This window comes from Polynucleobacter sp. AP-Nickl1-40-C4, assembly GCF_035012665.1.
Classification (GTDB): Bacteria; Pseudomonadota; Gammaproteobacteria; order Burkholderiales; family Burkholderiaceae; genus Polynucleobacter.
In genome coordinates, this window is sequence record NZ_JAYGQR010000001.1 from 443,951 (window position 1) to 456,226 (window position 12,276).

The following is a 12,276-nucleotide window of genomic DNA, read 5'->3' on the forward strand; positions in this document are numbered from 1 at the left end:
TCAGTGGTAATCCACAATCTCTACGTTATCAGCACCATCTTCTCGCCAAACGAAACAAATGCGCCATTGATTATTAATTCGAATGCTGTATTGCCCTTTGCGCTTTCCACTCAAAGCCTCCAGCATATTCCCTGGGGGTATTCTTAAGTCCAATAAACTAACAACCGCATGCAATTGCAATAACTTGCGCCTTGCAACCCTCTCGATATTTACAAACCTTCTAGTAGCCTTGCTTTCAAATAAATCTTTGGTAATTTCACAAGAAAATGAGCGAATCATACCTTATTTTATTCCGTATAACAGAATCTGTCAAATAGAACTTTTAGAACTTTACTCGCCCTACAGTTTCAAGATCACCCAAGAAAAAAGCCCCAAACAACTAGGGCTTTTTATCTTTAAGCGGGAGCCTGAATTACTTCTCTAGCGCCCCATAAATGACTGCGTTAAGTTGCTCACGATGCACCTTACGAATTTCTCCTGGTGCAACACCCATCATCACAACAACCATCTGCTCTTTGGGGTCAACCCAGAAGATGGTTCCGTAAGCGCCGTTCCAAGTGAAGTCGCCAACGTTACCGTTAATCGCTGATAAACCTCTATCAGTGCGAACTGCTACGCCCAGACCAAATCCATAACCCATACGTCCTGGCTCAATACCACTCACATTATTCTTAATATCTTTATTGAGATGGTTTGATGTCATGAAAGCAACCGTCTGGGGACCAAGCACACGCTTGCCTTCAAGACTGCCACCATTCAGCAACATTTGTCCAAAACGAATGTAATCACCCGCAGTGGAATAGGCGCAGGAGCCACCACAATCAAACTTCACTTTCTGCGTATGAATATCCACCTTCTGTGGCTTGCCAGTCAATGGATCCAGTGGGAGTGGCTGCGCTAAACGAGGACGATCTTTTTCGGCAAGATCAAAAGTGGTGTTGGGCATGCCCACCTTATTCCAAATACGCTCTTGCATGATCGCGCCCAAGGATTTGCTAGCAATTTTTTCTTCAATAATGCCAAGCACATCTAAACCAAAACCATAATCCCAAGCAGTACCAGGCTCATACAACAATGGTGCGCTAGCCAATTTATCAATAAATTCTTGAGCAGTGTATTGAGCTGCTGCTGGTGCAGAGCCGGCAGGATACATCTTATGTATTGGCGTGGCACCGCGACCGCCATACGTTAAGCCATTGGTATGGCGCATGAGATCTTGGACGGTAATCGGATTTTTAGCTGGAATTAAATTGAGCTTTCCATCAGTGTCGACTTGACCCACTTTCATCTCTTTAAATTGCGGCAGCCAGTTTGATATCGGCGCATTTAAAGGAAGCTTGCCTTCCTCATAAAAAGTTAAGGCGCTGACTGAGGACATGACTTTAGTCATCGATGCCAAATTGAAAATAGCATCTGTAGTCATCGGTTTGTTATTTACCTTATCTAAATATCCATAAGGCTTAAAGATGGTGAGCTTGCCATTTTTAGAAACCGCTAGAACCGCACCGGCCATATTATTGGCGGCAATTTGATCGGCAAAGAACGCATCGATTCTCTTAAGGCCTTCCTGGCTAAATCCTTGCCCTGGGGTGGCGCTCAAGGGCAATGGTGCTTTTGAGGTATCCGCTGCAAACAGCGTTGCGCTAGTCAATAAACCAACAATCAGGCTGATCGCCCTTAATTTCTTCATCTTTTGTCTCCACCATGGTTATTGGGTTATATGAATCTGTAACTATCTGATTTTATTGGGAGTGTGGTTTCAAATTCTAGATTTCTCCACATTTACAGCCTGAAGGATAGTTTTATAAACAAATTTCGTTATAATTAAAACAAACTTGGTTATATTTAAAACAAACATCACTACATATGCACGTACGCGCTGAAACACCCCAAACCATCGATCGTGGAGCATTGGCCAAAATGGTCATGCAACTAATGGATCACTGGGATCTTCCTACCGAAGATCAACTTGCATTGCTTGGCTTAGCCTCTAGCAACCGTTCCGCCCTTGGACGCTATCGTCAAGGCGAACCTATCAGCCAAAACGTTGATCAATATGCGCGTGTTGGTCACCTATTGGGAATCCATAAAAACCTTCGCCTTCTATTTCCTCGCAATAAAGAGTATCTATATAGCTGGATGAAAACTAGGAATAAGGCCTTTGAAAATAGAACTCCTGTAGAAGTGGTTAAGGAACTTGGGTTTATGGGTCTACTGATGGTGCGGTCTTACCTAGATAGAGCAAGAGGCATCTAATGGATAGTCTGTTTGATGGCCTAACACTGGTTGACACCCATCAAGACTTAGCTCGAAACATCATCTCCCTTATTGAGAGTGAAAATCTTTTCGATGATTTGAGTGATTCCCCAAAAGACTGGGAAACAGCTCAAATGGTTGAGCTTGACCACAAGCCATCTCCATTTGAATCTCCTGTACCCGCAATACATCGCCCATTCGAGGATGCTGTATGGGATAACGCTATTACGTATCCATTTAAGCATTGGATGCGTAGCCGTTTTTCAGATGGCTCTTTTGGGGTTTGGTACGGTGCAGATTCACTTGAAACCAGCATTTATGAATCAGCTCATCATTGGTATTCAGTACTCCTAAGTGATGTCGGATTTAATCGACCAGGCGCATATGTTGAGCGCAAGGTCTACTGGGTTAGATGTGATGCCGCATTAATTAATCTCAAAGAAAAGGCTCTGTCTCACCCCCAATTAATGGATCCCAATGACTATAGTTACACCCAAACCGTTGGGGCTAGATTGCATCATGAGGGGCATCCAGGACTTTTGACAAGGTCCACTAGATATTTAAGTGGGGAGACTTTTGCAATCTTAAAACCACAGGTCCTTTCTGCGCCTCGCCATGCTGCCTACTACTCCTATGAGGTAACCAAAGACGGTATCACGGTTCTGCTTGATGGCCGAACGATGTCCTTAAAAATTAATCTGGATACGAAAAACTGAAAAACCATGAGCAAAAATTAAGTTTAATCAGTCTTGAAAGAGGTCTCTATGCGGGTATATCACTTTCTCAATGAAAATCATGCCATAGGAAATCTTTTCTTTAGGCGGTTAAAGGTATCAAGGTTCGCGCAACTAAATGACCCCTTTGAATTATTGGGCGCCGATCTCCTTGACCCAAAGCATAGGGCAGCCTTTAATGCTTTCAAAAAACAGCTTAATGAATCAAAAGGAATGATTTGCTTTAGCAGCTCCTGGAGCAATCCATTGCTTTGGGGGCATTATGCTAATAAACATAGCGGGGTCGTGCTTGGTTTTGATGTTCCAGAGAACTATTTAACCCCCGTCAAATACACATCACTAAGAACAAAAATTGAATTTAACCCTAAAAATGGTCAGATTACCGATGGTCCAAAGGTTGTGGATGAGCTAATCAGAACGAAGTTAGTTGATTGGAAATATGAAAATGAATACAGGATGTTTATCAATCTAGATTCAACAACCGAAAAAGGCGGAATGATCTTTGTAGATTTTTCAACCAACTTGATGTTGCGAGAGGTAATCTTGGGCTTAAACTGCCCTTTACCAATTGATCGCATCAGGCAACTTTTAGAAGTCAATGCGATACCGGCAAAAGTTTTCAAGGCTGGGATGGCTCTTAGGACATTTAAAATGGTCGAAGATAGGCAATTCAGAGTCAAAACCACTGTATAAGCGAACCCAAAGCAAAGTTGTTATGTCATCGCAAATTCTCAACTTGCAGGTTATGGGTCCCCACACAAAAGCTATTGAAGCAGACTTTTCGGAAAACGATCTGATTGAGTCTCTTTATATGAATTTAGATATATAGGATTGATTTTTGAGTATTTGAAGGAATATTGAAAATCCATCACAATTCAAGGCTATGTATAAATATGACTCCATTGACCAAACCCTTGTAGATCAACGGGTTGCCCAATTCCGCGACCAAGTTGCGAGGCGCTTAGACGGCACTCTTGCCGAAGAAGAGTTCCGCCCACTACGGCTTCAAAATGGTTTGTATCACCAACGGCATGCCTACATGCTGCGCGTTGCCATTCCTTACGGTTTATTTAGTGCAAAGCAATTACGCACGCTGGCACTCATCTCTGAAAAGTATGACCGTGGATATGGTCATTTCACTACACGTCAAAATATTCAATACAACTGGGTAACACTAGAAGACACTCCAGATATTTTGGCTGAGCTTGCTAAAGTGGAAATGCATGCAATCCAAACTTCTGGAAACTGTATTCGCAATATTACAAGCGATGCTTTTGCTGGAGTTGCTGCTGATGAATATGTAGACACTCGTCCTATTTGTGAACTCTTACGCCAATGGTCAACCTTGCATCCTGAGTTTGCCCACTTACCGCGTAAATTTAAGTTTGCAGTCAATGGTGCAAAAGAAGATCGCACAGTGTTGCTTTGCCATGACGTTGGTATTGAGCTCAAGAAAAATGCCGCTGGAGAATTAACTGCTGACATCTACGCTGGCGGCGGCATGGGTCGCACTCCGATCCTTGGATCCCCGATTAAACAAGGGCTCCCTTGGAATGTACTGCCAAGCTATCTCACCGCCCTGCTACGTGTTTATAACCGTTTCGGCAGAAGAGACAACCTCTACAAGGCCCGCATCAAGATTTTGGTGAAGGCTTTGGGCCCAGAAGAATTCGCACGTCAAGTCGAGGGTGAATGGGCTCACATCAAAAATGGTGATGACAACTTCACTCAAGCCGAGTGGGATCGTGTTGCGCAGCACTTCACAAAACCTGCATACAAAACATTACCTGCATTAAGCAATGAACAAATCATCAGTATTACCTCAGAAGCCGAGCAGCCAGCATTTGCTCGTTGGTTAGAGCGCAATGTGAAGCCCCATCAAGTTCCAGGTTATGCCAGCGTCATTCTGTCACTCAAACCGCATGGCACAGTAGCGCCTGGTGATGCTACTACTGCACAGATGATGGCTATTGCCGATCTTTCAGATCAATACAGTTTTGGTGAACTGCGTGCTACCCATGAGCAAAACTTAGTATTGGCTGATGTGGAGCAAACCAAGTTATTTGAGCTCTGGCAAGAGGCAAAGAAGCAAAAAGTCGCCTTGCCAAACGTTGGCTTACTAACCGACATCATCGCCTGCCCAGGCGGCGACTTCTGCTCATTAGCAAATGCCAAGTCTTTGCCAATTGCTAAGGCGATTCAAGAGCGCTTTGATGATTTAGATTATTTATTTGATTTGGGCGACATTAGCCTCAATATCTCTGGCTGCATTAACTCCTGCGGTCATCACCACATTGGCAATATTGGCGTGCTCGGTGTCGATAAAGACGGAGAAGAGTGGTATCAGATCACTTTAGGTGGCGAGCAAGGCAATAACGCTTCAATTGGCAAAGTGATTGGCCCTTCTTTCTACGCCGATGAAATCCCAGACGTCATTACCAATGTAATCAACACTTATGTAGGCGAGCGGAGTGGCGATGAGCCATTCATTGAGACTTATCGTCGCATTGGAGTAACACCCTTTAAAGAGGCGGCATACAAAAACGCTAAGAAAAAAGAGAAGGTAGTTGAAGGGGGTGCAGCATGAGCCAACTCAACATTACCTCGCATCAAGAGATTTTGCATTTCCCCAAAGGTGGCAAACCCACCCTAGTTCCAAATGAATGGCAAGTGTGGAGCGGTAGCCAAGACGAAGGCGGCCTACCTGATCTGGAGCATGGTGCTCATAAAGCATTAGTACCGTTTACTTGGTGGCTTGAACATCATCATGAAGTGGATGTGGCTGCTAAAGCCACTAATGGTCAGATTGGTGTGTGGTTTGCTACTGATGATGACATTCTGAAACATGCCGATGTGATTGAAGTAGGCAAACAGGCCTGGCCTTTAGTGGCAGCACACTTCCCTATCTTTAGAGATGGTCGCAGCTTTAGTACTGCCGCCTTATTGCGCAACCGTTTTGCTTGGCAAGGTGAGATCCGTGCCATTGGTGATGTATTGATTGATCAACTCTTGCAAGGCGCACGTGTTGGCTTTGATAGCTTTGCTTTGCGCCCTGATCAAAACCTAGATGTTGCCCTCAAGCAATTTGATTTGTATACAGTCACTACCCAAAATAGCTGGCGTGATAAACGCGCTACTTTGAGCGTTTAAATACATAATCATGACCACAGCACCCGCTAATCACCACAAGACTAGCAATACGCTTGGAAAAGTGTATTTAGTAGGTGCTGGGCCTGGTGCAGTAGACCTGATTACCGTTCGTGGCGCAAAGCTACTTGAGCAAGCGGACATTGTTTTCTATGACGCATTAGTTGACCCAGAGATGCTGACACTATGCCCGCAGGCTGAGAAGATCGAAGTCGGTAAGCGTTGTGGCAAGCTGTCTTCAGCGCAGCAGTTTATTAATAAGCGCTTAGTGGATGCCGCACAAAAGCATCAAGTGATTGTGCGCCTCAAAGGTGGCGACCCGATGCTCTTTGGTCGTGCCGATGAAGAAATCCAGGCTCTCAAAGCTGCTGGGATTGAAGTTCAGGTTGTGCCGGGAATTACTGCCGCCCTGGCTGGCGCAGCAAGCATTCAGCAGTCACTGACATTGCGCGGGGTATCTCGTAGCGTAGCGTTTATCACCTTGGCCCAAGGTGGTGAAAATCTTGCTCCTGGACAACCGATATCAAATCCGTCCGCTGATACTCTGGTGTATTACATGGGTCGCAAAGATGCGGCGCGTATTGCACAACAACTGATTGAACAAAGCCCCAATCAACATGGTGATACGCCGGTAGAAATCTTAGAAGCCGTTAGCACGCCACGTGAGCGTTTATGGACGAGCACCTTACAAGAGTTGGCTGCTGGCAAAGCAGATCAATGGTTTGATAGCGCCTCACCTGCACTTATTATGATTGGTGAGGCCTTAAGAAATTCTGGCAGAGCAACAACGGTAGATACTTTTCAAGGGCAAATAGGGAAGCCCCTGCGTAATTTAGCCTAGCTATTTATTAGCTTAGATTCATTATTCCACTTGCTTAATAGGCTTATCTAATTTAGAGAGAGTATTGAACATCTCCCGTGAATCCTCAAATGAAATGGTATCCAATCCCTCAAATGACTCTCCTAGATCACTTTTTTGAGCAGCTCTTTTAGCGCGATCAAAGAAACTACTTACCGTATCCGTATGGATGATTATTTTTGCTATCTTCGAATTCATTTTTAATACTCAGTGAGCCCTCGCTGCAAAATCGACAATCGCTTGCAAAACAGCCAAATCCTCACCAACGGCCGGCGTAGCGCTTAATGTCACGCTGGGGAATTTACCCCGGCACTCTTCTAGTAAAGCCGGGAAGTCATTTCGTAAGTGGCCGCCCTGCCCAAAGAAAACTGGCACGATAGTCAATTGAGTAGCGCCTTTAGCGCTCAGACTGGCAACTGCCTCTTCCAATGAAGGCTGCATCATTTCCAAGAAAGCCAGCTCCACAGGAGTACCAGGATGCTGCTCTTGCCATAGGGTAGCTAGGCGATCAAAAGGCTCACGCCAGCGGCTATCGCGGGCACCGTGCCCAAATAAGATAATGGCTTTCATGGATGGCTATACACTCTCATTAATATGCTTTAACCGATAGCTTAACCTTATTTTGAAGATCAGATCAGACGACCTATGACTAACTTACTCAGCCAAACTTGGTTCATCGCGCTCATGAGCGTCACGCTGATTGGAGCAGTTCTAGCTGCTGTTCACCATGCCGAAGTGATTGCCCATAAAACAGGTGAGCCATTTGGCACACTAATACTCTCTATTAGCGTCACCATTATTGAGGTGTCACTCATCATTTCGATGATGCTCACTGGTCATGAAGGATCTGAGTTCATTGCCAGAGATGCTGTATTTGCTACGGTGATGATTGTGATTAATGGTGTGATTGGCCTCTGTATTTTTATGGGTGGCCTCACTCATCATGAAATGACCTTTCGCAATGAGGGTACCAATTCAGCATTGGCGGTATTAACTGCATTGGCTACTTTTATTTTGGTCATGCCAATTGTGACTATCAGCACACCTGGGCCAGACTTCACGAAGAGCCAATTAGCCTTTGCAGGAATCGCTTCATTTGCGCTCTACATTGCATTTTTATTCTTCCAAACAGTTAGTCATCGCGACTACTACCTACCAAAGACAGAAGATAAAAAGACGGACATTAATTTTCATGCACTCAAACCCAGCAACACAAAGACAGCCGTCAGTGGAGCACTACTCATACTCTCTTTAATAACTGTAGTAGGTCTTGCAGAGCTTCTTAGTCCAGCCATCGAGAGAGGTGTTGCCGCAGCTGGTGCACCTAAAACTATCGTGGGTATTGCCATTGCGCTGCTGGTACTAATGCCAGAGGGCTTTGCGGCTGTTAGAGCGGCTAAGGCCAATCGCTTGCAAAGCAGTTTGAACTTAGCTTTGGGTTCGGCTTTAGCCAGCATTGGCTTGACCATTCCGACGGTAGCAGCAATTGCGATCTTCTTTAATCTCCCGCTAAGCCTGGGAATAAGCGATCTCAATATGACATTGATGTATTTGTCATTCTTTATTGGCGCACTCACTCTAGCGATTGGTAGAACTACCCTCTTGCAAGGTGTAGTTCATATCATCATCTTCTTAGAGTATCTGTTCTTAAGCTTAGTTCCTTAAATAGGCAATCAAGCGAAGCGCTACTAATTATTAGTTCTTGCCTAAGGTAACACCATCCCTTAAGACCTCATAATGTAAGTGGGGGCCGGTCGATCTTCCGGTTGAGCCTACTTTGGCAATCGCTTGGGACTGTTTTACAAAATCACCCTGCTTTACTAGGATTTCTTGAGCGTGCGCATATCTGGTAACCACTGAATTCTTGTGCTGAATATCGACCACATAGCCATACTCTTGGTCCCACGCCGCACGAATAACTACGCCTTCGGCAGTGGCCAAAATGGGTGTGCCATAGGCCGCAGGAAAGTCCGTACCCTCATGCCAAGCCGTTTGTTGGGTAATAGGATCGATGCGATAGCCCAGACCGCTGGAAGCTTGCGGCATCAATGCGAGTGGTGAAGCTGTTGGAATGGAGTTAGACGCATCCCAACTTTGCGTGAGGGATTTTTGCACTTCCTGCACTCGATTGCTCAGCGCAATAGAATCTTGCACAGTACGATCTAAACGAGCACCATATTGCTCACCTTGATTACCTAGATTAATCACGGCATTCGCTGGACTTAGAGGGCCGCCTTGGGCATTACCAAGATCCACTACATTACTGGCTAGATTCATTTGACCATTGGTCTTTGCCAACTGAATCCGTAAATCATCTAGTTGCGCTAAGTTACGTTGTGCTTCATCTAGTCTAGCTTGGAGCTCCATGAGTTTGGTCTCGTAGTCATCTTCTGAGTTTGCAATGAAGCGCTTCTCTAAAAGATCTTTTTTCTCCATCGCATGCAAGATATCTTTGGTCTCATTGGTAACGTCGTTAATAGCAACGTTTGCGCCTACAAGCAAGGCCAAGCTGAGTGCGCCACCGAAAACCAAATGGCGCGCTGAGAGAGAAATCTCTCTCACTTTGCTGTGTGGTCCAGTCATGATTAATATTTGCATTTTCCTACCTTACCCCTGAATTCATTTCTAAGATTGGTTGCATCACTGCCATTACGATTCCTAAAACCATCAAGCCCATAACCAATATTAATAAAGGTTCGAGCAAGCTGGTAAATATTTTGGTTTTTTGCTCAGATTCGAGCTCTGCGTTCTCTGCCCCATACTTGAGCATCTCGGCTAACTTACCCGATGCCTCACCAGAGCGAATCAAGTGAATCAAGATTGGTGAAAAGACCCCCTGACTACCTAAGGCTCTGGATAAGCTGGTGCCCTCGCGTAATCTAACCTCAGTAGAGTCGATGGCCGCACGCAGTACCGAGTTACCTAAGGTACTACGAGCACTGTGTAGGGCTGTCAGGATAGGCACATTTGCAGAAACCAACATTGCCATTGTGTTTGCAAAGCGCGCTGTCTCAAAACTGAGCAATAAAGGTCCAAGCAAAGGTAAATTGAGTAAGGCGCGATCGACCTTGAGGCGAATCTCTTCTTTTGCTAAGGCGCGACGACTATAAAAAATAGCTGCGACGATTATCACCAGCAACAGCCAACCCCAATTCGCCAAGAAATCGGAGAGTCCTAGAATAAAGCGAGTAGAAAACGGCAGTGCTTGCTTGGAACTCTGAAAGACTCGAGCAATTTGCGGCACGACATAAGTCATCAAAAACAACACAATCATGAAAGCAACGCCCGTCAACATAGCAGGATAGGCTAATGCGCCCATTGCTTTTTGTTTGAGTGCCTGACGCTTTTCCAAAAACTCGGCTAATTGCGTCAATACTTGCCCCATCTTCCCAGACTGCTCTGCGGCGCCAACAACCCCTTGGTATAGCGGATCAAATGAAAGGGGTTGTCCTGCAATGGCTCTTGATAAAGGTAAGCCCGCTCGCAATTCAGAAACCACTGACTGCAGCACTGTTTTTACATGTACCTGACTAGTTTCATCTGCGAGTATCGAGAGAGCCTCATCAATTTGTACGCCCGAACGAACCAGAATAGCTACTTGCTTTGTAATGATTGCGAGATCGGCACGGCTGAGAGGTTTATTGTTTGATAGCCATTTATTCCAAAAGGGTTGCTTGCCCCACTCTGCTTCTAAGTCGATAGTGACTGGTACCAGTTGCTTAGCCATTAATACTTGACGAACAGCCCGTACGCTTTCACCCTCGATGGTGCCGCGCTCACTCTTACCTGCGTAAGTTAGGGCTTCAAATCGATAGCGGGGCATGGCGCTCGTTAGTCATAGCATTAATCGATTTCTACAGAACCGGTAACCCGCAGAATTTCTTCTGGAGTGGTTTTACCTTCAGCCACCCAGCGTTTGCCATCATCCGCTAAGGTACGCATGCCACCAATTAAGGCCTGCTTGCGAATATCACTCTCTGCTGCATGCTGGTGAATCAATTCACGAATCTTTTCATTGGTAGTCATTAACTCATAGATACCTGCGCGACCGCTGTAACCCGATTCACCGCAAGATGGACAGCCTTTACCTCCACAAGCAGAACAAGACATGCGAATGAGGCGCTGACCCAACACTCCTAATAAGGTAGACGAAAGTAGGAAAGGTTCAATGCCCATATCCATTAAGCGGGTCACGGCTGACGGAGCGTCATTGGTATGCAAGGTAGCTAATACTAAGTGGCCCGTCAAAGAGGCTTGCACTGCAATTTGAGCAGTCTCTAGGTCGCGGATCTCGCCAATCATGACGATGTCCGGATCTTGACGCAAGATGGCGCGCAAAGCCCTGGCAAAGTTCATATCAATTCGGGAGTTCACTTGAGTTTGACCGATACCATCGAGGTTGTACTCAATCGGATCTTCCACAGTCATAATGTTGTTGATCTTATTACGCAGTCGTAATAACGCACCATACAAAGTCGTCGTCTTGCCACTACCAGTTGGGCCAGTCACTAATACAATGCCATGCGGACGATGAATGAGTTGATCAAACTGATTAAAGGTGTCTTCGGCCATCCCTAAAGCACGCAGATCTAAGCGATCGTAGTTCTTCTCCAATAGACGCAGAACAACGCGCTCACCATGTGAAGTGGGTAAGGTTGATACGCGTACATCAATCGCGCGTCCGCCTACTCGTAATGAGATTCGACCATCTTGAGGCATCCGCTTTTCAGCAATGTCTAATGAAGCCATAATTTTGATGCGGGAAACCAATGCTGCATGCAAGTCACGACGCATATCCACCACGTCACGCAAATTACCATCTACCCGAAAGCGCACTACTGACTTACGTTCAAATGCTTCTAAGTGAATATCGGATGCTCCGTCCCGACTGGCTTGCTTAAGCAAACTATTAATCATCCGAATCACTGGTGCATCATCATTCATTTCCAGCAAATCTTCTGATACTGGCATCTCTTGAAGGAGGCGTGAAAGATCTACCGCCTCTTCTACTTCATCAACAACTTGTGCCGCATCTAGATCGCCTTGTGAATAAGCCTTATTGAGTTCTTCAAGCACTGCTTCGGAGGATTGCTCCATACGAATGACGGGCCCGGTTAAGCGACAGATTTCTTGCAAGACATCTAGGCCAGTTAAAGGACTATGAATGAGTACTGGCAACTCCGATTGCTCAGTAAATTCCCCATCAGCACTTGCCGCTACCTCACTCTTACGCAAGAGAACTTGGTTCGTGCGAGCGTAAGCAAAAGGGATGCGCAACAT

The 12,276-nt window shown here is 45.5% G+C and carries 13 protein-coding genes; 7 read left to right on the forward strand and 6 right to left on the reverse strand.

What is annotated here, in order from left to right:
• Window positions 1–279, reverse strand: a complete 279-nt coding sequence (locus VC182_RS02165) for a type II toxin-antitoxin system RelE/ParE family toxin (RefSeq protein ID WP_323484333.1) — start codon at window positions 277–279, stop codon at window positions 1–3.
• 133 nt (window positions 280–412) lie between these two features.
• A complete protein-coding gene (locus VC182_RS02170; protein ID WP_323484334.1) occupies window positions 413–1,690 on the reverse strand; it encodes a serine hydrolase domain-containing protein in 1,278 nt (425 codons plus the stop codon).
• Between the two features lie 176 nt (window positions 1,691–1,866).
• On the opposite strand from VC182_RS02170, the gene VC182_RS02175 reads away from it, so the two are divergent.
• The 6 genes from VC182_RS02175 (at window position 1,867) to cobA (ending at window position 6,978) form a co-directional block, all read left to right on the forward strand.
• Window positions 1,867–2,256 (forward strand): MbcA/ParS/Xre antitoxin family protein, encoded by a 390-nt coding sequence (locus VC182_RS02175; protein WP_216242971.1) that lies wholly within the window; start codon window positions 1,867–1,869, stop codon window positions 2,254–2,256.
• Complete coding sequence (locus VC182_RS02180; RefSeq protein WP_323484335.1) at window positions 2,256–2,972, forward strand: RES family NAD+ phosphorylase; 717 nt, start codon at window positions 2,256–2,258, stop codon at window positions 2,970–2,972. The genes VC182_RS02175 and VC182_RS02180 overlap by 1 nt, the downstream gene beginning before the upstream one ends.
• A gap of 48 nt (window positions 2,973–3,020) precedes the next feature.
• Window positions 3,021–3,683 carry a DUF2971 domain-containing protein gene (locus VC182_RS02185; protein WP_323484336.1) on the forward strand — a complete coding sequence of 221 codons (663 nt, stop codon included), beginning with the start codon at window positions 3,021–3,023 and terminating at the stop codon, window positions 3,681–3,683.
• Between the two features lie 190 nt (window positions 3,684–3,873).
• Window positions 3,874–5,577, forward strand: coding sequence for a nitrite/sulfite reductase (locus VC182_RS02190; protein WP_323484337.1), 1,704 nt, complete (start codon window positions 3,874–3,876; stop codon window positions 5,575–5,577).
• Window positions 5,574–6,140 carry a DUF934 domain-containing protein gene (locus VC182_RS02195; RefSeq protein WP_216122046.1) on the forward strand — a complete coding sequence of 189 codons (567 nt, stop codon included), beginning with the start codon at window positions 5,574–5,576 and terminating at the stop codon, window positions 6,138–6,140. The genes VC182_RS02190 and VC182_RS02195 overlap by 4 nt, the downstream gene beginning before the upstream one ends.
• 10 nt (window positions 6,141–6,150) lie before the next feature.
• The gene (gene cobA, locus VC182_RS02200) at window positions 6,151–6,978 is read left to right on the forward strand and encodes a uroporphyrinogen-III C-methyltransferase (RefSeq protein WP_323484338.1); all 828 of its coding nucleotides are present in this window, start codon (window positions 6,151–6,153) and stop codon (window positions 6,976–6,978) included.
• Between the two features lie 225 nt (window positions 6,979–7,203).
• On the opposite strand, the gene VC182_RS02205 is transcribed toward cobA, so the two are convergent.
• Entirely contained in the window at window positions 7,204–7,566 is a 363-nt protein-coding gene (locus VC182_RS02205) for a CbiX/SirB N-terminal domain-containing protein (protein ID WP_323484339.1), read from the reverse strand.
• A gap of 75 nt (window positions 7,567–7,641) precedes the next feature.
• Here VC182_RS02205 and VC182_RS02210 point away from each other — a divergent pair, with 75 nt between their 5' ends.
• On the forward strand, window positions 7,642–8,661 hold the full coding sequence (locus VC182_RS02210; RefSeq protein WP_323484340.1) for an ionic transporter y4hA: 1,020 nt from the start codon (window positions 7,642–7,644) through the stop codon (window positions 8,659–8,661).
• 30 nt (window positions 8,662–8,691) lie between these two features.
• On the opposite strand, the gene VC182_RS02215 is transcribed toward VC182_RS02210, so the two are convergent.
• The 3 genes from VC182_RS02215 to VC182_RS02225 are packed head-to-tail and all read right to left on the reverse strand — an operon-like array spanning window position 8,692 to window position 12,276.
• Window positions 8,692–9,579, reverse strand: a complete 888-nt coding sequence (locus VC182_RS02215; protein WP_323484341.1) for a peptidoglycan DD-metalloendopeptidase family protein — start codon at window positions 9,577–9,579, stop codon at window positions 8,692–8,694.
• 19 nt (window positions 9,580–9,598) lie between these two features.
• On the reverse strand, window positions 9,599–10,819 hold the full coding sequence (gspF, locus tag VC182_RS02220; RefSeq protein WP_323484342.1) for a type II secretion system inner membrane protein GspF: 1,221 nt from the start codon (window positions 10,817–10,819) through the stop codon (window positions 9,599–9,601).
• Window positions 10,820–10,839: 20 nt separating this feature from the next.
• The gene (locus VC182_RS02225; protein ID WP_323484343.1) at window positions 10,840–12,276 is read right to left on the reverse strand and encodes a GspE/PulE family protein; all 1,437 of its coding nucleotides are present in this window, start codon (window positions 12,274–12,276) and stop codon (window positions 10,840–10,842) included.